At 57.4% G+C, this 20,717-nt stretch carries 22 protein-coding genes; 17 read left to right on the forward strand and 5 right to left on the reverse strand.

Going from position 1 to position 20,717, the window contains the following annotated elements; translation table 11 throughout:
* Window positions 1-64: 64 nt before the first annotated feature.
* The 5 genes from htpG to QSJ80_RS08825 all read left to right on the forward strand — a co-directional run bounded on the left by htpG (window position 65) and on the right by QSJ80_RS08825 (window position 5,223).
* Window positions 65-1,987 carry a molecular chaperone HtpG gene (gene htpG, locus QSJ80_RS08805; protein ID WP_285764067.1) on the forward strand — a complete coding sequence of 641 codons (1,923 nt, stop codon included), beginning with the start codon at window positions 65-67 and terminating at the stop codon, window positions 1,985-1,987.
* A gap of 232 nt (window positions 1,988-2,219) precedes the next feature.
* Window positions 2,220-3,239, forward strand: a complete 1,020-nt coding sequence (locus QSJ80_RS08810; RefSeq protein WP_285764068.1) for an NAD(P)H-dependent glycerol-3-phosphate dehydrogenase — start codon at window positions 2,220-2,222, stop codon at window positions 3,237-3,239.
* The gene (locus tag QSJ80_RS08815; RefSeq protein WP_285764069.1) at window positions 3,239-3,775 is read left to right on the forward strand and encodes a DUF4389 domain-containing protein; all 537 of its coding nucleotides are present in this window, start codon (window positions 3,239-3,241) and stop codon (window positions 3,773-3,775) included. The genes QSJ80_RS08810 and QSJ80_RS08815 overlap by 1 nt, the downstream gene beginning before the upstream one ends.
* Window positions 3,775-4,224 carry a phosphohistidine phosphatase SixA gene (gene sixA / locus QSJ80_RS08820; protein ID WP_285764070.1) on the forward strand — a complete coding sequence of 150 codons (450 nt, stop codon included), beginning with the start codon at window positions 3,775-3,777 and terminating at the stop codon, window positions 4,222-4,224. Before QSJ80_RS08815 ends, sixA begins: the two co-directional genes overlap by 1 nt.
* 111 nt (window positions 4,225-4,335) lie before the next feature.
* A complete protein-coding gene (locus QSJ80_RS08825) occupies window positions 4,336-5,223 on the forward strand; it encodes an alpha/beta fold hydrolase (RefSeq protein ID WP_285764071.1) in 888 nt (295 codons plus the stop codon).
* Here QSJ80_RS08825 and QSJ80_RS08830 read toward each other — a convergent pair.
* Both QSJ80_RS08830 and folE read right to left on the reverse strand, forming a co-directional pair.
* Window positions 5,203-5,547 (reverse strand): 5-carboxymethyl-2-hydroxymuconate Delta-isomerase, encoded by a 345-nt coding sequence (locus QSJ80_RS08830; RefSeq protein ID WP_285764072.1) that lies wholly within the window; start codon window positions 5,545-5,547, stop codon window positions 5,203-5,205. The two genes, QSJ80_RS08825 and QSJ80_RS08830, sit on opposite strands and share 21 nt — an antisense overlap.
* A gap of 37 nt (window positions 5,548-5,584) precedes the next feature.
* Window positions 5,585-6,127: a GTP cyclohydrolase I FolE gene (folE, locus tag QSJ80_RS08835; protein WP_285764073.1), complete on the reverse strand. Its 543-nt coding sequence runs from the start codon at window positions 6,125-6,127 to the stop codon at window positions 5,585-5,587.
* A gap of 172 nt (window positions 6,128-6,299) precedes the next feature.
* Here folE and prmB point away from each other — a divergent pair, with 172 nt between their 5' ends.
* The 6 genes from prmB (at window position 6,300) to QSJ80_RS08865 (ending at window position 10,628) form a co-directional block, all read left to right on the forward strand.
* The gene (prmB, locus tag QSJ80_RS08840) at window positions 6,300-7,217 is read left to right on the forward strand and encodes a 50S ribosomal protein L3 N(5)-glutamine methyltransferase (RefSeq protein ID WP_285764074.1); all 918 of its coding nucleotides are present in this window, start codon (window positions 6,300-6,302) and stop codon (window positions 7,215-7,217) included.
* Between the two features lie 118 nt (window positions 7,218-7,335).
* Window positions 7,336-8,433, forward strand: a complete 1,098-nt coding sequence (aroC, locus tag QSJ80_RS08845) for a chorismate synthase (protein ID WP_285764075.1) — start codon at window positions 7,336-7,338, stop codon at window positions 8,431-8,433.
* A gap of 221 nt (window positions 8,434-8,654) precedes the next feature.
* On the forward strand, window positions 8,655-9,218 hold the full coding sequence (locus QSJ80_RS08850; RefSeq protein ID WP_285764076.1) for a thioredoxin domain-containing protein: 564 nt from the start codon (window positions 8,655-8,657) through the stop codon (window positions 9,216-9,218).
* A 213-nt stretch (window positions 9,219-9,431) separates the two neighbouring features.
* Window positions 9,432-9,557: a hypothetical protein gene (locus tag QSJ80_RS08855; RefSeq protein ID WP_285764077.1), complete on the forward strand. Its 126-nt coding sequence runs from the start codon at window positions 9,432-9,434 to the stop codon at window positions 9,555-9,557.
* Between the two features lie 50 nt (window positions 9,558-9,607).
* Window positions 9,608-9,901 carry a class I SAM-dependent methyltransferase gene (locus QSJ80_RS08860; RefSeq protein ID WP_285764078.1) on the forward strand — a complete coding sequence of 98 codons (294 nt, stop codon included), beginning with the start codon at window positions 9,608-9,610 and terminating at the stop codon, window positions 9,899-9,901.
* A gap of 220 nt (window positions 9,902-10,121) precedes the next feature.
* The gene (locus QSJ80_RS08865; RefSeq protein ID WP_285764079.1) at window positions 10,122-10,628 is read left to right on the forward strand and encodes a Tll0287-like domain-containing protein; all 507 of its coding nucleotides are present in this window, start codon (window positions 10,122-10,124) and stop codon (window positions 10,626-10,628) included.
* A gap of 66 nt (window positions 10,629-10,694) precedes the next feature.
* Here the strand turns inward: QSJ80_RS08865 and QSJ80_RS08870 are convergent, their stop codons facing one another.
* Window positions 10,695-12,509, reverse strand: a complete 1,815-nt coding sequence (locus QSJ80_RS08870; RefSeq protein WP_434219175.1) for an ABCB family ABC transporter ATP-binding protein/permease — start codon at window positions 12,507-12,509, stop codon at window positions 10,695-10,697.
* Between the two features lie 305 nt (window positions 12,510-12,814).
* Between QSJ80_RS08870 and QSJ80_RS08875 the strand changes: the two genes are divergently transcribed.
* The gene (locus QSJ80_RS08875; RefSeq protein ID WP_285764080.1) at window positions 12,815-13,024 is read left to right on the forward strand and encodes a cold-shock protein; all 210 of its coding nucleotides are present in this window, start codon (window positions 12,815-12,817) and stop codon (window positions 13,022-13,024) included.
* A gap of 93 nt (window positions 13,025-13,117) precedes the next feature.
* Here the strand turns inward: QSJ80_RS08875 and QSJ80_RS08880 are convergent, their stop codons facing one another.
* Window positions 13,118-13,861, reverse strand: a complete 744-nt coding sequence (locus QSJ80_RS08880; RefSeq protein WP_285764081.1) for a TIGR04219 family outer membrane beta-barrel protein — start codon at window positions 13,859-13,861, stop codon at window positions 13,118-13,120.
* A gap of 98 nt (window positions 13,862-13,959) precedes the next feature.
* The gene (locus QSJ80_RS08885) at window positions 13,960-14,853 is read right to left on the reverse strand and encodes a LysR family transcriptional regulator (RefSeq protein WP_285764082.1); all 894 of its coding nucleotides are present in this window, start codon (window positions 14,851-14,853) and stop codon (window positions 13,960-13,962) included.
* A 120-nt stretch (window positions 14,854-14,973) separates the two neighbouring features.
* Here QSJ80_RS08885 and leuC point away from each other — a divergent pair, with 120 nt between their 5' ends.
* The 5 genes from leuC (at window position 14,974) to QSJ80_RS08910 (ending at window position 20,560) form a co-directional block, all read left to right on the forward strand.
* Window positions 14,974-16,401 carry a 3-isopropylmalate dehydratase large subunit gene (gene leuC, locus QSJ80_RS08890; RefSeq protein ID WP_285764083.1) on the forward strand — a complete coding sequence of 476 codons (1,428 nt, stop codon included), beginning with the start codon at window positions 14,974-14,976 and terminating at the stop codon, window positions 16,399-16,401.
* A 16-nt stretch (window positions 16,402-16,417) separates the two neighbouring features.
* A complete protein-coding gene (gene leuD / locus QSJ80_RS08895; RefSeq protein WP_285764084.1) occupies window positions 16,418-17,065 on the forward strand; it encodes a 3-isopropylmalate dehydratase small subunit in 648 nt (215 codons plus the stop codon).
* 18 nt (window positions 17,066-17,083) lie between these two features.
* Window positions 17,084-18,157, forward strand: coding sequence for a 3-isopropylmalate dehydrogenase (gene leuB, locus QSJ80_RS08900; protein ID WP_285764085.1), 1,074 nt, complete (start codon window positions 17,084-17,086; stop codon window positions 18,155-18,157).
* 105 nt (window positions 18,158-18,262) lie between these two features.
* On the forward strand, window positions 18,263-19,384 hold the full coding sequence (gene asd, locus QSJ80_RS08905; RefSeq protein WP_285764295.1) for an aspartate-semialdehyde dehydrogenase: 1,122 nt from the start codon (window positions 18,263-18,265) through the stop codon (window positions 19,382-19,384).
* 174 nt (window positions 19,385-19,558) lie between these two features.
* Window positions 19,559-20,560 (forward strand): Asd/ArgC dimerization domain-containing protein, encoded by a 1,002-nt coding sequence (locus QSJ80_RS08910; RefSeq protein ID WP_285764086.1) that lies wholly within the window; start codon window positions 19,559-19,561, stop codon window positions 20,558-20,560.
* Window positions 20,561-20,717 lie beyond the last annotated feature (157 nt).

Raw genomic sequence — 20,717 nt, forward strand, 5'->3', positions numbered from 1 at the left:
CATATCCGATGCCAGTACAACTAATTCGTTATCCAACCCTACCTGACCGGAGATTTTCGACGCCATGACAGTAGAGGCCCAGAAAGAAAGCCGCGGATTCCAGACGGAAGCAAAACAGCTGCTGCACCTGATGATTCACTCCCTGTATTCCAACCAGGAGATCTTCCTGCGGGAGCTGGTATCCAACGCCTCGGACGCGGCAGACAAATTGCGCTTTGAAGCCCTGTCCACCCCTGAACTGATCGCGAACGACGCAGACCTGAAAATCCGAATCGAGTTCGACAAGGAAGCGGGTACCCTCACCATTGCCGACAATGGTATTGGTATGAGCCGTGACGAGGTGATCGAGAACCTTGGCACGATTGCCCGCTCCGGCACCGGAAAGTTCCTGGAGCAGCTGACCGGAGACCAGAAGAAGGATTCACACCTGATCGGTCAGTTCGGTGTGGGTTTCTATTCCGCATTTATCGTCGCGGACAAGGTTGATGTGTTCACCCGTCGCGCCGGCGCCAGCGCGTCTGAAGGTGTGCACTGGGAGTGCCACGGCGAGGCCGAGTACACCATCGAGAATGCGGAGAAGGACAGCCGCGGTACCACCGTGGTGCTGCACCTGAAGGAAGATGCCAGGGAGTTCGCCGACGGCTGGCGCCTGCGTTCTATTATCAAGAAGTACTCCGATCACATCGCACTGCCGGTGGAAATGCTGAAAGAAGCTGCGCCGGCAATGGGCGAGGAAGGAGAAGAAAAGGCGGAAGACGCAGCCCCGGAATACGAGGTGGTGAATGCCGCCAAGGCGATGTGGACCCGTCCGCGCTCCGAAGTGACAGCGGAGGAGTACAAGGAATTTTACAAGCACATCGCACATGACTTTGAGGACCCGCTCGCCTGGAGTCACAACAAGGTCGAGGGCAAGCTGGATTACACCAGTCTGCTATTTATTCCGTCCCGTGCGCCTTTCGACCTGTACCAGCGAGATGCCGCCCGCGGCCTCAAGCTGTACGTCCAGCGCACCTTCATCATGGACGATGCCGAGCAGTTCCTGCCGCTGTACCTGCGCTTCGTGAAGGGTGTGCTGGATTCCAACGACCTGCCGCTGAACGTTTCCCGCGAAATCCTGCAGAACGATCGCAATATCGACGCGATCAAGTCCGCGCTGACCAAGCGTGTGCTGGATATGCTGGGTAAGCTGGCCAGCAAGGATGCCGAGCAGTACGCGAAATTCTGGGACCTGTTTGGCAATGTACTGAAGGAAGGTCCCGCGGAAGACTTCGCCAATAAGGAAAAGGTGGCCAAGCTGCTGCGCTTCAGCTCCACCCATACCGACAATGCGAAGCAGGACCAGTCCATCGAGGACTATGTCAGCCGCATGAAGGAAGGCCAGGACAAAATTTATTACGTGTGCGCAGACAACTTTGCCACTGCCAAGTCCAGCCCTTACCTGGAAGTATTCCGCAAGAAGGGGATTGAGGTACTGCTGCTTTCCGACCAGATTGACGAGTGGTTTGTAGGCCACATGAACGAGTTCGACGGCAAGCAGTTCCAGGACGTGGCCAAGGGTGCACTGGACCTGGGTGAGGCGGAGACCGAAGAGGACAAGTCCGCACGGGAAGAGGCGGAGAAGGCCGCTGAAGGCCTGGTGGAGCGCGTCAAAGGTGTGCTGGAGTCACGCGTGGATGAAGTCCGCGTTTCCACGCGCCTGACCGAGTCGCCGGCATGTCTGGTGGTCAGCGAGCACGATATGGGCCCGCAGATGCGTCGCATTCTGGAGCAGGCCGGGCAGGCGCTGCCGGAGTCCAAGCCGATTTTCGAGCTGAACCCGGAGCACCCGCTGGTGAAGCGCCTGGACCAGGAGGCGGATGAAGACCGCTTTGCGGATCTGACCAATGTACTGATGGATCAGGCCAGCCTGGCCGCGGGGGACCAGCTGGAGGACCCGGCGGATTACGTGCGTCGCCTGAATTCGCTGCTGCTGGAGCTCAGCAAGTAAGCTTGCACTGCGTGAAAAGAGGTCGGCCCAGCCGGCCTTTTTTTATGTTCATGGTGCATTTCTGTGCGTAAATTGTGCAGTCTGCGGGGCCGGCCCAAATTGGGTTTTGGCTGCAGGGCGCGGGCACCTATAATCGCGACAGATACAAAAGGGGGCGATTGGTCACTTTTTGTGCGCCGGCTCTGCGCCGGCATCTGATTCCAGAAAATACGGAAAGCGGAAAAATAACAATATGACGCAGAAAAATACCATCGCGGTACTGGGTGGTGGCAGCTTCGGCACGGCAATTGCCAATATCATCGCCGGCAACGGACACGACACGCGCCAGTGGATGCGCAATGCCGATAAGGCGGCCAAGTGCCAGGAGGCGAGGGAAAACAGCTTCTACCTGCCGGGCGTGCCGTTGCATGAAAACGTGCAGGTGACCAGTGACCTACAGGCGGCCGTACAAGACTGCGAGATCGTTTTCGTAGCCATCCCGAGCTCTTCATTCCGTGAAGTCGTGCGCCTGAGTGCGCCGTCATTGCAGGAAAATTGCATCCTGGTCAGTACCACCAAGGGCATCGAGCCCGGTGGCTTCAAGTTTATGAGCAACGTCCTGCATGAAGAGGTGCCGGGCGCGCGCGTGGGGGTGCTGAGCGGCCCTAACTTTGCCAAGGAAATCGTCGCCAACCATTACACGGCAACGGTTGTTGCCAGTGAGCAGGAGGACGTCTGCCGCACAATCCAGCAGGTGCTGCATTCCGATACTTTCCGGGTTTATTCCAGTGAGGATGTTTTCGGTGTCGAGCTGGCGGGCTCGCTCAAGAATATCTACGCGATTGTGACCGGTATGGCCGCTGCAATCGGCGTTGGCCAGAACACCAACAGCCTGCTGATCACCCGTTCACTCGCGGAAATGATGCGTTTCGCCGACGCACTGGGCGCTGACCCGATGTCCCTGATTGGTCTCGCCGGTGTCGGTGATTTGATCCTGACCTGTTCGTCGGACCTGAGCCGGAACTACCGGGTTGGCTACATGGTCGGCCAGGGCAAGCCCCTGGAACAGGCCATCGCGGATATCGGCCAGGTGGCCGAGGGCGTGAACACGGTGAAGCTGATAAAACACAAAGCCGATGAATTAGGCGTCTACATGCCCTTGGTTTCTGCTATTCACGCCATATTATTTGAAAAGTGCCCGATTCCCGAGGTAATCAAAGGTCTGATGTCGGGTGCGCAAACCTTCGATGTGGCTTACTCGGTGAAAAACTGATGGACGAAAAACTCAAGAAAAACCTGACCGCCAGCAACGCCTGGGTGCGGCTTGTATACATGCTGCTGTTCGCACTGTTGCTGGAGATCGCCGGTGTGGTCATGCTGGTGATCGTTGTGCTGCAGTTCGTGTTCTCCCTGCTGACGGGCAGCAGCAACGACAACCTGCGCCGCTTCGGAGACCAGCTGGCATCCTTTATCTACCAGGCCCTGCAGTTCCTGATCTACAACACCGAAGAGAAGCCGTTCCCGTTTTCCGAGTGGCCGGAGGCGGAGAAGGAAGACCTGTCCGTTTATGAAAGCGCTGCGGTCGATGTGGAGGCCGAGGCCGAGATTGTGGTGACCGAGCCCGACAGTGGTGCGCCGGTGGAAAAGGGCAAGGCCATTCGTGAGACCGTTATCGAGCTGGGAGCAGATGAGCAGCCCGGAACCGAAGCGGACAAGCCGGAAAGCAAGGGCCAGCCCAAGGGCCAATCCAAAGACCAGCCCAAGGATCACAACAAGGAGCAGAACAAGGAGCAGAACAAGGAGCAGTAATGCGCCTGCTGATTCTTCGCCACGGCCAGGCTGCCGCCGGTGCGGTAGATGCCGAGCGCCCACTGACCGAACTCGGCAAGGACGAGGTGCGCTGGATGGTGGGCCGGCGCCGAGAGGACCTCGCGGGCGTCCGCACCATCTGGTCCAGCCCCTATGTGCGTGCACTGGAGTCAGCCCGCATTGTCGCTGACTCGCTTGGGCTGGAAGTCCACGAGCAGCCGCTGCTGGTCCCCAATGCGCGTATGCCGGAACTGGTAGAGGCTTTGCGTGCGGCCGACATTGAATCTCTCCTGCTGGTTTCCCATCAGCCCTTGGTCGGCAATCTGGTCGACTCACTCTCCGGTGGTAACGGTGCCCTGGGTACCGCAAGCCTGACGTGCCTGGAAAGTGATATCTGGGCTGCCGGCTGTTGCGAGCAGCGCTGGGTTGAGCATGTTCGCCTGGGTTGAACCCCCGCACCTGAAAAAATGTCGCCAATACTGGCGCAGGCTGTCATTGGCGCAGGTATTCCCGCCGCGGCATACTGCGCGCAGTCTTTTACAGCAGTAAAAACCAAATCTATGCAGATTCCCGCAGAACGTCGCTTTCTGGTCGGCCAGAAATCTTTTGCGGCGCAGGAATGGCAGCTGCCCGATGCGCAGGGCCGTATGCTCCCAGTGATCGGCCTGCACGGCTGGCTGGATAACAGTGCGACCTTCACCCGCCTTGCACCTTTGCTCAGAGGGGTGCACTTGATGGCGCTGGATATGGCGGGGCACGGCCAGAGTGATCACCGCTCTGCGGATGCCACCTATAACCTTGTCGAAGACGTGGGTGATGTTATCGCCATCGCAAATGCCCTGGGGTGGGAGAAATTCCTGCTGCTGGGGCACTCCCGGGGTGCTGCGGTTGCCATGCTGGCAGCCGGTGCTTTCCCGGAAAGGGTGCAGGGTGTCGCACTGATCGACGGCATCATCCCCCTCCCGCAGAAAGAGGCGGATGCGCCGGCGGATCTCGCCAGGGCGGTCATGGATGCCGAAACATACCGGCACAAGAAGCCTCGTCGCTTTGCTTCGATTGAAATCGCCATCGAGGCGCGCCTGCGGGGTATGTTCAAGCTGTCGCGACAGGCGGCGACGCTCTTGACCGAACGCGGTGTGCGCCCGTATGAAAACGGCTTTACCTGGAGCACCGACCCGCGCCTGATGGCAACTTCCAGCTCCAAGCTGAGTGTCGAGCAAATCAGGGCATTTCTGGGGCGCCTGGATATGCCGGTGCGCCTGCTGTTGGCGACGGAGGGGTTGTCCGAGCTGCGCGCCGGCATGCAGCGCGTGGTAAGCGGTTTCCCGGGTCTCGATGTGCGCGATGTGAAGGGCGGACATCACCTGCACCTCGAAGCCGAGGCGCCACTGGTGGCCGACGAATTGAATGGCTTTTTTACCGAATTGTCAGAAGGCTGTGCGCTTTGAGTAGCAGTCGCGTTCCATGTCACGCACTTCAACGGAGACCGCCGGTACGGTTTCTGCCTGGCGACACAGGGCATTGAAAACTTGTTCGCTGAGCGCCCTTTTCTGGTCGCTCGTGCGGCCGTCCAGAATACGCACTTCGGCATGGATAAAGCTGGCGTCGTGCTCGCCGGCAATATAGTGCTGCACGGGGATTGCCCGGCTCTTGATCGCGTTACTGTTGAATAGCCCGGAGTCCACCATGGCCTTGTGGCCAGCGCTGATCAGCGCTGGCAGCGCGACTTCTTCCTCGATATCTGCTGAATATTCAATAACCAAGTGTGGCACAGGTCACTCCACCGTTGCAGGTTTTATTTTAGCTTAGTCAGCTGTTCAGCAGGGTCAGGAACTCGTTGCGGGTTGCCTGGCTGTTACGGAAACTGCCCAGCATGGCAGAGGTCTTCATGACCGAGTTTTGCTTCTCAACGCCGCGCATCATCATGCACATGTGCTTGGCTTCGATAATCACGCCAACACCGGCAGCGCCGGTTACCTTCTCGATAGTCTCGGCAATCTGTACCGTGAGTTGCTCCTGAATCTGCAGGCGGCGCGCGAACATGTCGACAAGACGTGCAACCTTGGAGAGGCCGACAACGGTGCCGTTCGGGATGTAGGCAACGTGCGCCTTGCCGATAAATGGCAGCATATGATGCTCGCACAGCGAGTACAGCTCGATATCCTTGACCATTACCATTTCACTGGCGTCGGAGGGAAATAGTGCGTCGTTTACGATCTCTTCCACGCTCTGCTGGTAGCCCTGGCAAAGGAACTGCATCGCCTTTGCGGCGCGCTTTGGCGTGTCTACCAGCCCCGGCCGGGAGAGGTCTTCACCAACAGCTTCAATGATTCGGGCGTACTCTTCTTTCATGAATTGGTCCTGTTACACTGGCCGCGCCATTGTCTAGATTCTAGTGTGCCACGTAAATTAAATGCGTCACCCATATGATGCAAGCGGCGCAGTTTAACGCAATGATGGCGCGGGATACACTGCGGAGCGGTCAAACTCCCTGCATGTGCGGTGACAGGAACGGGAAATTCAGGTGATTGAAAAAAGAGAAGCGCTCACTTCAGAGTTGCATACGGTTCTGGACTTTATTCGCTGGGGCGCCAGCCGCTTCAATGAGGCTGACCTCTGGTTTGGGCATGGTACCGACAACGCCTGGGACGATGCGGTTTTGCTGGTGATGCACGGCCTGCATCTGCCGGTTGGCAGCAAGCCGGAGGTATTGTCTGCCAACCTGACCATGGACGAGAGAAAGTCCGTACTGTGTCTGCTGGAGCGACGCTTCAAGGATCGCGTGCCAACCCCATACATTACCAATGAGGCCTGGTTCTGCGAGATGCCGTTCTATGTGGACGAGCGGGTGCTGGTACCCAGGTCCCCCATTGCGGAGCTGATCCAGACCGGCTTTGGCCCCTGGGCAAAAGGTGAGCTTACCTCGGTGCTTGACCTCTGCTGTGGTAGCGGGTGTATCGGTATCGCCACGGCGGCACAGTATCCTGACGTCGAGGTGACGCTGAGCGATATTTCCGCGGATGCGCTGGAAGTTGCACGTGTGAACGTCGATATGCACCACCTGGCGGACCATATGATGCTGGTGGAATCGGACCTGTTCAATAACCTGAAGGGTGCCAGCTTCGACCTGATCCTCTGCAATCCGCCCTATGTAGACGCCGATGACCTTGCGCAGATGCCGCCGGAATACCAGGCTGAGCCCTCGCTCGCGCTGGGTTCCGGGGACGATGGCCTCGATTTTACCCGTCGCCTGCTCAGGGAGGCGCCAAACCACCTGCATGCAGAGGGTGTGCTGATCTGTGAAGTGGGGAACAGCTGGGTCAACCTGGAGCAGGCCTTCCCGAATGTACCGTTCACCTGGATAGAATTTGAGCACGGCGGGCATGGGGTCTTCGCCATTACCCGCGAGGAGCTGCTGGCCTACAAGGCCTTCTTCGCCTGATTATCCTGCCTGGTCCCGCTCTGCAAGGGCGGCGCCAGGCGCCTGAATCCTGTTATACTGCGCCATTCTCACCAATAAAGAGTCAAAAACTCGGTTTACCAGCGCGGACAGGGATTTTATGTCGGGCAACTCTATCGGAAAGCTTTTTACCGTCACCACTTTTGGCGAAAGCCACGGCCTGGCACTGGGCTGTATCGTTGACGGCTGCCCGCCGGGGCTGCCGCTGACTGAGGAGGACCTGCAGCTGGACCTCGACCGGCGCAAACCCGGCACGTCGCGCTACACCACCCAGCGCCGTGAGGCGGACCAGGTGCGAATCCTGTCTGGCGTATTCGAGGGCAAGACAACGGGTACGCCGATCGGCCTCCTCATCGAAAATACCGACCAGCGCTCCAAGGATTATTCCAATATCTCCGAGCAGGTGCGCCCGGCGCACGCCGACTACACCTACTGGCAGAAATACGGCATTCGGGATTACCGCGGCGGCGGCCGTTCTTCTGCGCGCGAAACCGCGATGCGCGTCGCCGCCGGGGCCATTGCCAAAAAGTGGCTGCAACAGCGTTACGGGATCCAGGTGCGCGGATACCTTTCCCAGCTCGGGCCGATCAAGGCTGAGGCGTTCGACTGGGATCAGGTGGAGCAGAACCCTTTCTTTTGCCCCGATGCGGCGAAGGTGCCTGAGATGGAAGCGTACATGCAGGCCCTGATCAAGGATGGAGACTCCATTGGTGCCCGCATCTCAGTGGTCGCCAGCGGCGTTCCTGCGGGGTGGGGCGAGCCGATTTTTGACCGCCTTGATGCAGACCTGGCGCACGCGCTCATGGGCATCAACGCGGTCAAGGGCGTTGAAATAGGCGCTGGTTTCGATAGCGTCGCGCAGCGCGGCACCGAACACCGCGATGAAATCACGCCGCAGGGTTTTCTTTCCAATAACGCCGGTGGCGTACTCGGCGGTATCTCCAGCGGCCAGGATATCTGCGCACATATCGCACTCAAGCCGACGTCCAGCCTGCGCATCCCCGGCCGCAGTATCGATATCAATGGCAACCCGATCGAGGTGGTGACCAAGGGGCGCCACGACCCCTGTGTGGGCATTCGGGCAACGCCGATTGCCGAGGCAATGACGGCCATCGTGCTGATGGACCACTGCCTGAGGCACCGCGGGCAGAACGCGGACGTGGCTTCGGCGGGACCGGCAATTCCGGCCGGCACCTGATTTTGCGCTCAAGTTCTTAGATCACTTAACGGATGCTTCTGGTTGAATTACATTAACCAGTTCCGGAGCAGTAAAAAATTGATGGTACTTTGAGTGGTGGCTGTCTCTTAAAAAGATAAATATTTGGAGGCGTCGAGAAATTCTTGTCTGGTATCTCCGTCGCATTATCGAAGTAGAAAAAATGCGCACATTATAGGTTCAATAGTTGGGGTGTTGACTCAATGAAGATGTTGGCGCTTTTCCTGTTGCTTATGTTTTCTCCTGTTCTCGGTTTTTCCGACGATGATCCAAAAGAAAATGTAAATTTTATTGGCACAAATCTGTCAGGAGAAAAGATTTATTTGTCAGACTATGTGAATAAAAATTTAATTGTTTTTCTCTGGGATAGCTCCGATCGATATAGCAATGCCATTTTGGAAATGCTCGCGCATATTAAGAAAGGTAAATATGGCTCTTCCATAGAAGTTGTTGCGGTTCATGAAAGTGTAGGGCTTTGTGTCGGGTCTAGAATCGATTGCGGAAACAAAGTTCAGAGGGGTGTAGATGATTTTTTGTCAAAGAATGATATAGGGAATATCTTCGATAAAAGATCTATTGTTTTCAATAAATTTAGGGTAAGGGTAACACCAACCCTAGTTTTCATTAACGAATCAGGTCAAACGGTAAAAAAACTTTCTGGCGAAGCGATATATAGATCAGTTCGTGCCGGAAAGCCTCTTGAATTTCTGAAAAGAGTAATAGCAGAGGTGGAGGGGATGGTGGCTAAAAAGCATGCTGGATCCTAATAGGATAGTACTTACAGTCTGGTGATTCAGGGGCGTCGTATTCTTTCGAAGGAGATTGATGGACAAGGGTACCAATACCTCGGAATTGAAACTGTGTAGTGCCGGTTGCCAATACCACGACCGCGTTTTTTGTTTTTGTAATTGTCGGGGGAACGAGGTACAAATATTGCTGCGGAGAGGGATTGCTCCGCGAAAGAACCTTTAGGAGGAACGATGGAAACGTTCGCATTGTTAGGGGTTATCGGCTTTATATTTGGTATTGCGGCGCTCAGTAAGGCCAATGCACTCGAGAAGGCGCTGAAAAAACGTGGTGTTCTCGACGAAGAGTTGGAAGCCTAGCAGCCGGGGGTAGAAGCTCCGGGGTGACGGTCAAGATGAGGAGAAAGTAGATGGATGATTTTCAGCTGCTCATCGATTTGCACCTGAATAATGATCGCCAGGGTCCCGGTGGCGACCGGGAGACGCAGCAGGCGATGGAAATTGCGTGTCTGCACCAGTCAGGGCCCCTCAGGATTGCCGATATTGGTTGTGGTACCAGTGCATCAACTTTGACGCTCGCCCGGTCGCTCGATGCAAGCGTCACGGCGGTCGACTTCCTGCCTGAATTTGTTACCGGCCACTTCAGCAGGCTCTGCCGGATTTCCTGTCCCGAAATGGCAATTCCGAAGCGGCAAAGGCGATAGCCGCTGCGGAGGAAAAAGAAATCGCCCTCTATGAGCGCTTCAAGGATTACTACAGCTACGGATTCTACATTGCGCGCAAGACTGCCTGATTCGGTGTCATGTAGTCATCAATAAAATCAGGATGCAAATAGTGAATAAAAAGATCGTTTTTTGCTGCTCAACCCTGCTTTCTTCTGTGCTTTCTTACGCGCTTTCTTTTCAAGCTGGCGCAGAAGAGTCTGTGAATGAGAGTGAATTAACTGCGGAGGCCCGGAGTATCGTCAGATCCTTTGCCGGCACACTGAAACCGAAGCTGAAGGAGGCGATTGCTACGGGTGGCTTCGAGCATGCCATCAGTATCTGTTCAGTCGAGGCGCCAGGGATTGCAAAAAGCCTGAGCGAAACAAGTGGCTGGAGCGTGAAACGGGTCAGCCTCAAGCCGAGAAACAAGTATAGCGGCACGCCGGATGCCTATGAGCGCGAGGTGCTGGAGCGGTTCGATGCTCGCCAGGCCAGCGGTGAATCGCCGGCAACCATCGAACAGTCAGCGCTGGTAAATGGCGAGTTTCGTTATATGAAAGCGCAGCCGGTGGAAGGCGTCTGCCTCGGTTGCCACGGAGAATCGATTGCGCCGCCAGTGCGCGCGGCACTGCAGAAATATTATCCGGACGATGCCGCCTCAGGCTATAACCTCGGTCAGATTCGCGGCGCCTTCAGCCTATCCAGGGTGCTGGAGAATACCCCGTAGTGTGAAGCCGGGCGCCTTGGTGACCATTGATGGTGTGAGGGACGGATGCCCCTGTGAAGAGGGGAATCAATGACTCTCCTGCTCACTCTGCTGCAACTGCCACGCCCTTGTGTAAAACCCATCCAGTGCCAACAGCTCGCGATGGTTGCCTTTTTCCACCAGCCTGCCTCTGTCCAGCATAATGATCTGGTCGGCATCGACGATCGTGCTGAGGCGGTGGGCGATTACCAGGCTGGTGTGGTTCTGCGCGACTTCGTTGATGGCCCTGAGAATGGCCTTTTCCGAGTGGCTGTCCAGTGCCGAGGTTGCCTCGTCGAACAGCAAGATCGGGGAGCGCTTGAGTAGCACGCGGGCGATGGCGATACGCTGTTTTTCCCCACCGGAGACTTTCAGGCCGCGCTCGCCGACAATCGTGTCGGTCCCCTCTGGCAGGCTGGCAATGAACTGGTCCAGGTGCGCCAGTGAAATCGCTTTGCGTACATCCTCGTCGCTTGCGCCAGGGCGCCCGTAGGCCACGTTGGCATAAATGGTATCGTTGAACAGCACGGTATCCTGCGGTACTACACCGATAGCCTGGCGCAGGCTCTGCTGCGTGACCTCATCAATGGGCTGGCCGTCGATCTCTATGCTGCCACCGGTTACATCGTAGAACCGGAATAGCAGGCGTGCGAGGGTAGTTTTGCCGGAGCCGCTACTGCCAACGATGGCCACCTTCTGCCCCGGCTCCACCGTAAAGCTGACGTCCTGTAGAATAGGGCGCTCGGCCTGGTAGTGAAAATCCACGTTCCTGAATTCGATACGGCCAGCGCTCACCTGCAGCTCGCTTGCACCCGGTGCGTCCAGCACTTTCGGAGTCTTGTCCAGCAAGCCAAACATGTTTTCAAGGTCCGTCAGCGAGCGACGCACCTCGCGGTAGACAAAGCCGAGGAAATTCAGCGGTACGAACAGCTGCAGGATGTAGGCATTGATCATCACCAGGTCGCCGATGGTCATCTGACCCGCAACCAGGTCAGTGGCGGCCATCCACATCATCCACACCACGCCCGCACTGATGATGAGGGCCTGGCCGCTGTTCAGTGCGAGTAGCGTCAGGCGGCTGTTCAGGCGCGCGGACTCCCAGTTCGCCAGGTTCCGGTCATACTGGCTGGCTTCGAAGTGTTCGTTGTTGAAGTACTTGACCGTTTCATAGTTGAGCAGGCTGTCGATAGCGCGGGTGGTTGCCTGCGAGTCCTTCTCGTTCGCGTCGCGGATAAAGCGGGTGCGCCACTCAGTGGTGCGGATGGTAAAGGCGATATAGATCACCACCAGGGCCACCACGATCAGTGCGTAGGAGAGATTGAACTGCACCAGCAGGATGCTGGCGACGAGCCCGATTTCCACCAGTGTGGGCACAATGTTGAACACCAGCATCCGCATCAGGAAGCCGAAGCTGTTGCCGCCGCGTTCGATATCGCGCGAAATGCCACCTGTCTGCCGGGACAGGTGAAAATCCAGGTCGAGCTTGTGCAGGTGCCCGAACACCTTGAGCAATATCCGGCGCATGGCGCGCTCGGAGATCCTGCTGAATACCGCATCCCGGGCTTCGGCAAAAAACACACTGCCGAAGCGCAGCAGGCCGTAAAAAACAATAAACAGTACCGGAATGGCAATGACCTGGTGCTGGGTCTTGTCCAGGCTGTCTACGATGACCTTGAGGGCAATAGGGATGGTGACGGTGGCGACTTTGGCGGCGATCAGCAGCGCGATGGCGATCGCCAGATGGCCTTTGAATTCCAGCAGGTAGGGCCAGATCTGCCTGATCAGGCGGACGATTTCAGTACTGCCGGGCGGCGGACCTGCATCGGCCCGCGAGAAATGCTTGCGCCCCCTTCCGTGTCCCACTGGTGTCCTCGGTCTTTCGTTGAGAAAGGATATCCAGTTTAACAGCAAGGGCAGGCGCGCCGGAGGAATATGACCATCTGGTTGCGTTTCAGGAGGCTGAAGGTTAAAAAGTAAACAAATTTGGACGACAAGGGCGGATTCCTGTAGAGTTCACCCCAGCTAGAAAGAAGGCCAACTATTTACACCCCAGATTGCGCTGTCTTATTCGTAATACTCCGTTCTGAAGCTTTAAATTCCAGTCTTTGTTTTCAAGCACCTAAAGCCTTTAAAAGGCTCCTTTTAATTTAAAAATTCAGGATATTATTATGTCTAATTCAGTTACCGGCACCGTTAAGTGGTTTGACGAAGCCAAAGGTTTTGGCTTTATCGAGCAAAAATCTGGTCCAGATGTTTTTGCCCATTTCAGCGCAATTTCAAGCTCTGGTTTCCGTACTCTGGCCGAGGGGCAGGCGGTTGAATTTACCGTTAGCCAGGGCCCGAAAGGCCCGCAAGCTGAAAATATTGTCGTCGTATAATATTTCCGGCACATAAAAAAGGGGCAGGCCTCAACGGGCCTGCCCCTTTTTTTATTGTGTTTTTACTGTTGCACCGAACGGGGATGCCCGATTTTACAGGTGCAGGCTCAGGCCGATGTAAGGGCCACTTACATCGATATTTGCATTGAGTACGTCCAGTTCCTCGGTCTTTAGGCTCATGGCGCGGTAGCCCGCTTCAATGGCAAAGTCGATGGCAGGAACGAAGTCCCAGCGCAGCTTGGCGGTGGCGTCGGTCAGGGTATCGCCGTTGTAGCCAATGCCACTGCCCTGTGCAATCAGGGACAGGCCGGTCAGCGGCAGGTCGAAGCGGGCCATGAGATAAGCCATCGGCAATACGCCGTCCAGTTCGATCAGCTCGGATTCGGCCAGATCGACACTTTCAACATACAGCTCGCCCTTGTACTGGCGCGCTGCGAAGCCGATGTCCAGGTTTACCCAGTTGTCCAGTACCTCGTAGTACAGGGTCAGGTCAGTGTGGGTCAGGTCGATCTCGGTATTGACCTCGGTATCCGCAGTAAAGGTTTCATCACCAAACATGTAGTCCTGGCTCAGGGTGCTGGTACCGTCTGTGGACAATGCGGTCTGGCCTACCATGATGTTCGGCAGGCCCGGTACCGGGTGCTCGACGGCCAGCTGCAAGACCGTGGCATTTTCGTCGGCAAACGCCAGCTCATCTGTGTCGACCTGGTCGACACCCACGTCACCGGAGATTTCCGGCTGCCATGCGCCGGCATTGGCGTGCACACCGAAAATGGTGTCGGCTTGTGCGGTGGAAGCGGCGATAGTCAGTGCAATCGCGGAAGTGATTTTTTTCATAAAGCAGTACCCGGGACCGATTTATTCAGGATTATTGGATTTGAGCGCTGCATCATAGCGGGAATCTGGCACCATTTCATTGATCTGGCACCCCGGTTTTAGTGTTGTTGCCTGCTGTTTTGTGCGCCATATCCCATTATGAGCTCCAGCAGCGCGTTGCCCGCGTTGCTGAGGGTGCGCTCCCGGTGCCGGATTACCCCCAGGCTGCGGGTAACCTCGATTTGCGGGCTGCGCAGGACCTTGAGGCTGTCATCGGCGAGGGTCTCTGGCAATACGCTCCAGCCGAGCCCCACGCTCACCATCATCTTGCATGTCTCCAGGTAATTGGTAGCCAGCTTGGCCTTGAGCCTGAGGCCATGCTCGTCAAACAGCTGCTTGATCAGCCGGCCGGTGTAGGTCTTGAGATCAGGCAGTATGGCCGGGTATTCCGCCAGCTGCTGCAGGGTAATCCTGCTCTCCGCCGCAAGCGGGTGGTCCGGGGCCACTACTACCTGGCAGGGGTCGGGCCACACCAGTTGCGCCACGATGGTCGGGTAGTCCTGCAGCGCCAGTGTCACCACCGCCAGTTCGTATTTGCCCAGGGTCATGGCCTCATAGGCCTGTTCGGAGTCGAGGAAGTCGATGTCCAGGGTGACTTTCGGGTACCGGTTGCTGAACGCCTTCAGGATCGGTGGCATATGGTGCAGGCCAACGTGGTGGCTGGTGGCAATGCGCAGCTTGCCCTCTACCCGGGTCGCCAGGTTGTGGATTTCACGCTCCGCATCCGCCACCTCATCCAGAATCTGCCGCGCCCGGGGCAGCAATGCCTGGCCGGCGCCAGTCAGGTGCAGGTTGCGGCCGATACGGTCAAAAAGCCGGGTGCCGAGCTGCTCCTCCAGCGAGGCCAGGCGCTTACTGACCGCTGGCTGGGTGACGTGCAGGCGGTCGGCTGCCTGGGACACGCCGCCCTGTTCCGCAACGGCCAGGAAAGCCCGCAATAACTGCAGTTCCATAAAGTCGGGCCCCTCCAGTCGTATTCCTTTTTGGAATCCAAAGGATAATAAAGATGAATTGTTGTTATTAGGCCAGCGGCGCTACACTGGGTCAAATTTTGTTTCCCCGGAGAGAGACAGGTGTCAGGAAAAACACTCTACGACAAATTGTGGGACGCCCACGTGGTAAAGAGCCGCGAGGACGGAACCGCCCTGATTTACATCGATCGCCACCTGATTCACGAGGTGACTTCCCCGCAGGCGTTTGAAGGCCTGCGTCTTGCTGGCCGCAAGCCCTGGCGGGTGGATTCCGTGGTAGCGACCCCGGACCACAATGTCCCGTCCGATGCTTCCGAGCGCGCCGGTGGTATCGACGGCATCGTCGACGAGGTTTCCCGCATCCAGGTCAAGACCCTGGACGAGAACTGCGAGGAGTTCGGCATCGTCGAGTTCGGTATCAATGACCCGGGCCAGGGCATCGTGCACGTGGTGGGGCCGGAAACCGGTGCAACCCTGCCGGGCATGACCGTGGTTTGTGGCGACTCACATACCTCCACCCACGGTGCCCTCGGTGCGCTGGCGCACGGTATCGGCACCTCCGAGGTGGAGCATGTGCTGGCCACCCAGTGCCTGATCCAGAAGAAAATGAAGAACATGCTGGTGCGCGTCGACGGTGTGCTCGGTGAGGGCGTTACTGCCAAGGACGTGGTGCTGGCTATTATCGGCAAGATTGGCACTGCCGGCGGCAACGGCTGCGCGATCGAATTTGCCGGCGAGGTCATCGAGAAAATGTCGATGGAAGGCCGCATGACCGTGTGCAACATGGCCATCGAGGCCGGCGCGCGTGCGGGTATGGTCGCGGTGGATGACATCACCATCGACTACGTGAAAGGCAAGCCATTCGCGCCGAAGGGTGCGGAGTGGGAAAAGGCCGAGGCTGCCTGGCGCGACCTGCACTCCGATGCCGATGCGAAATTTGATGTGGTGGTCGAGCTCAAGGGCGAGGAAATCCAGCCGCAGGTCAGCTGGGGCACTTCCCCGGAAATGGTGCTGCCAGTCGATGGTGCCGTCCCCAACCCGGCAGAAGAACAGGATCCGACCAAAAAATCCGGCATCGAGCGTGCCCTGCAGTACATGGGGCTACGCGCCGGGCAGAAAATCACTGAGATCCCGGTGGATCGCGTGTTTGTGGGCTCCTGCACCAACGCGCGCATCGAGGACCTGCGTGCCGCTGCCGAAGTGGCCAAAGGTCGCACCAAGGCCGATTCCGTCAAGCAGGTACTGATCGTACCCGGCTCGCAGTCGGTCAAGGCGCAGGCGGAAAGCGAAGGCCTGCACAAGGTGTTTGTGGAGGCGGGCTTCGAGTGGCGTGAGCCATCCTGCTCCATGTGCCTCGCCATGAACTCGGACAAGCTGGGTGCCGGCGAGCACTGCGCTTCCACTTCCAACCGCAACTTCGAAGGCCGTCAGGGCTTTGGTGGCCGCACCCACCTGGTGAGCCCGGCCATGGCCGTTGCCGCGGCGGTTACCGGTCATTTCACCGATGTGCGCAAGCTCGGCAAGGCGTAAGGCGAAGGAGAATACGATGAAAGCATTTACCGTACACAAGGGCCTCGCGGCGCCGATGGATCGCGCCAACGTCGATACCGACCTGATCATCCCGAAGCAGTTCCTGAAGTCCATCAAGCGCACCGGCTTTGGCCCGAACCTGTTTGACGAGCTGCGTTACCTGGACGAGGGAGCACCGGGCCAGGACTGCAGTACCCGCCCGGTTAATGAGGAGTTTCCATTGAACTTTCCGCGTTATAAGGGAGCCTCCGTGCTGCTGGCGCGCGAGAATTTCGGCTGTGGTTCCAGTCGTGAGCACGCGCCCTGGGCGCTGGAAGACTACGGTTTTCGCAGCGTAATCGCGCCCAGTTTTGCCGACATTTTCTTCAATAACTGCTTCAAGAACGGCATGTTGCCGATCGTGCTGGACGAGAAGATCGTCGATCAGCTGTTCGAGGAGATGTATGCGAATGAAGGCTACGAGCTGACCATCGACCTGGAAAACCAGAAGGTCGTCAAGCCGAACGGTGACGAGATCCCATTTGAGGTGGATAGCTTCCGCAAACACTGCTTGCTGAACGGCCTCGACGATATCGGTCTGACTTTGCAGGACGCCGATGCTATCCGTGCCTATGAAGAAAAGCGCCGTGCCTCTGCGCCGTGGCTGTTTGACGCCGTTAAGTAAAAGGAAACAGGTTTAACAATGTCCAAGAAAATCATGATCCTGCCGGGCGATGGCATTGGCCCGGAAATTGTTGCGCAGGCAGTCGAAGTCCTGAAGACCGTCGACGCCAAATTTGGCCTGGGCCTGGAACTGTCCGAAGGCAAGATCGGTGGTGATTCCATCGATGCATTCGGCGAGCCGCTGACCGATGAAACCCTGGCCGCGGCCGGTGCCACTGACGCAGTACTGCTTGGTGCAGTGGGCGGCCCCAAGTGGGACCAGCTGGGGCGCGACATCCGTCCGGAGCGCGGCCTGCTGAAAATTCGCAGCAAGCTTGGCCTGTTTGCCAACTACCGTCCGGCCATCCTGTACCCGCAGCTGGCCGACGCCTCCTCGCTGAAGCCGGAAGTGGTTGCGGGGCTGGATATCCTGATTGTGCGTGAGCTGACCGGTGGCATCTACTTTGGTGAGCCGCGCGGTATCCGCACCCTGGAGAACGGCGAGAAGCAGGGCTTCAACACCTACGTCTACAGCGAGTCCGAGATCGAACGCATCGCCCGTACAGCATTTGAAGCGGCGGAAAAGCGCAACGGCAAACTTTGTTCCGTAGACAAGGCCAACGTACTGGAAGCGACCGTACTGTGGCGCGAAGTGCTGGACCGCCTCGCCCCGGAATACCCGAATGTAGAGCTGTCGCATATGTATGTGGACAACGCCGCGATGCAGCTGGTGCGTGCGCCAAAGCAGTTCGACGTGATGGTAACCGGCAATATGTTCGGTGACATCCTGTCTGACGCCGCCGCCATGTTGACTGGTTCCATCGGCATGCTGCCATCTGCGTCCCTGAACGAGACCGGCTTTGGCATGTATGAGCCGTGTCACGGCAGTGCGCCGGACATTGCCGGGCAGGGCATTGCCAACCCGCTCGCCACCATTCTTTCCGCAGCCATGATGTTGCGCTACTCACTGGATGCGGAAGAAGCGGCGAAAGCGATTGAGGCCGCGGTGAGCAAGGTGCTCGATAGCGGCCTGCGCACCGCAGACATCTATACCGATGGTATGAAGAAAGTCTCCACCGCGGAGATGGGTGCGGCGGTTGTTGCGGCACTCTGAGGTTTGTCAGGACTGATTGTCTGGACGCAAGCCGGCTGCTGAGCTGCCCGGCAACGTATATTGAACGAAACCGGCCCGCTGGGCCGGCCACAGCAAAAGGGAGAGATGAGCGTGGAAAGTGTAGGTTTTGTAGGCTGGCGGGGCATGGTCGGCTCCGTCCTGATGGAGCGCATGCTGGAAGAGGGCGACTTTGCCCATATCGCCAAACCGGTATTTTTCAGTACTTCCAATGCGGGCGGCAAGGCACCGCAGGTGGGGGTGGAAGTGCCGCCGCTGGGGGATGCCTACGATATCGAAACACTGAAGACGCTTGATGCGATCGTCAGCTGCCAGGGTGGGGATTACACCAAGGCCGTTTATCCCAAGCTGCGCGAGGCTGGCTGGGATGGCTACTGGATTGATGCGGCCTCCAGCCTGAGGATGGATGAGGATTCGGTGATCGTGCTGGATCCGGTCAACCGGGATGTCATCGACAGGGCCATTGCGGAAGGCGGTAAGAAATTTATCGGCGGTAACTGCACCGTGAGCCTGATGCTGATGGCGCTTGGCGGCCTGTTCAAGGCCGACCTGGTGGAGTGGGTTTCCGTGCAGACCTACCAGGCCGCTAGCGGTGCGGGTGCACGCAATATGCGCGAGCTGATTTCGCAGATGGGCGCCATCCAGGATTGCGTGGCCGATGAGCTGGCCGATCCTTCCAGTGCGATCCTCGATATTGACCGCAAGGTGGCGGAGCAGATGCGCAGTGGGGATTTCCCGACGCAGGCATTTGGTGCACCACTGGCCGGCAGCCTGCTGCCCTGGATCGACACGCAGCTTGAAAACGGCCAGAGCCGCGAAGAATGGAAAGGGCTCGCAGAGACCAACAAGATCCTGCGCACCGACAGTGAGATACCGGTCGACGGCAACTGCGTACGCATCGGCGCAATGCGCAGCCACAGCCAGGCATTCAATATCAAGCTCAGGAAGGATGTGTCACTCGAGGAGCTGGAGAGGATCATCGGTACGGCCAATGACTGGGTTGAAGTCGTGCCAAACGAGCGTGAAGCCACGCTGGAAAAGCTCACGCCCACCTATGCAACCGGGTCCCTCAAGATCCCCGTGGGTCGCCTGCGCAAGCTGAACCTGGGCCCAGAGTACCTGTCTGCCTTCACTGTGGGTGACCAGCTTTTGTGGGGGGCGGCGGAGCCACTGCGCCGCGTACTGCAGATCCTGCTCGGCCGCCTTTAAACACGTTTAATCAGATTCCCGCCATATCCGGCAGCGCCTCGTGAAACGCGGGGCGCTGTCAGGTAGAATCCCGCACCTTTCTTTCCTATATCTACATCTTTGGATTGGATACCCTAGTTCCGGCCGATCGCAATTCGCACATGGGTGCCGGAAAAATAACCAGGCAGGATATCTATGTCGCAGGAATCGCGTGAGCGCGAGTTGGTCATTGTTGGTGCGAGTTCAGCTGTTGCCGGACCGCTTCTTGAAGTTATTGAGGAAGCCGAGCTTTTTTCCGGGGGGCAGGTACACCTGCTCGACAACAGTGAGAATGTGGGGCTGCAGCATGTCTTTGCAGGCAAGAGCCTGCAGGTCGAGGAGCTGGAGGGTTTCGGGTTCTCAGCGGACCAGATTGTTCTTTTCTTCTGTGATGCCGTGGATGCGGCCAAGTGGATGCCGCTGGCTCAGAAGTCCGGCGCGTGGTGTGTAGACGCCAGCGGCCTGAGCCGTGGTGATGAAAGCGTGCCGTTTGTCCATCCCCTGTTCAACGGGCAGGACCTGCAGGCTGCGGAAAACCGGGTCGCCGGGCTGCCTGTGGCCGCTGCCGCGATGCTGCGTGAGGTGCTGGCGCCTTTCGGGGAGGCAGTAGACTCAGTGCAGGTGACACTCTGCCAGCCGGTGTCGGAGCTTGGCAATCGAGAAGTGGAGCTGTTGGCAAAGGAGACCACCCAGCTGTTTAACGGCCAGGAGCCGGAGGTGGACCCCGCTATCGGCCAGCGTCTGGCGTTCAGCCAGATGAGTGCAGCAGGAAAAATTACAGATACAGGCTATACATTCACCGAGCTTTCACTGATTCATGACCTTAAGGCGCTGCTACCGGAAGGGGTAAAAGTGGCGGCAGACGTGATGACGGTACCGGTGTTTCACGGGTTGTTGGCAAATATAAGAATTCGGCTCGCGGAACCCATGGATACGGAACAGGTTTCCGCATTACTGGGTAATGGTGCAAGGTTAAAAATTGTCCAGAATCCTTCTTCGCAGGAATCGCTGGGTAAGGAAGAGACGCTGGTTGGTCGAATTCGAGCAGATTTGGATGATAATCGCACAGTTATTTTGTGCGCTGCGTCAGATAATCTCAGAAAAGACGTTGCGATGAACTGTCTGCAGATTGTCCGATTGTTGCTAAAAAACTATTGATAATTAATACTTAGCCGCCATAGTGAAGGTTTCTTCTCAACAATTGTTTGTAAGGCCTGTATCGGGAGACCGGTGCGGGCAGTAAGTATGAAGTGGGGTGGCGATTTTTTCGCCAGTTGGGCGCAGGCAGTCGTTAGCTGGTTCGTACTGCCCTCGA

It is taken from the genome of Biformimicrobium ophioploci (assembly GCF_030270605.1).
Lineage (GTDB): Bacteria > Pseudomonadota > Gammaproteobacteria > Pseudomonadales > Cellvibrionaceae > Biformimicrobium > Biformimicrobium ophioploci.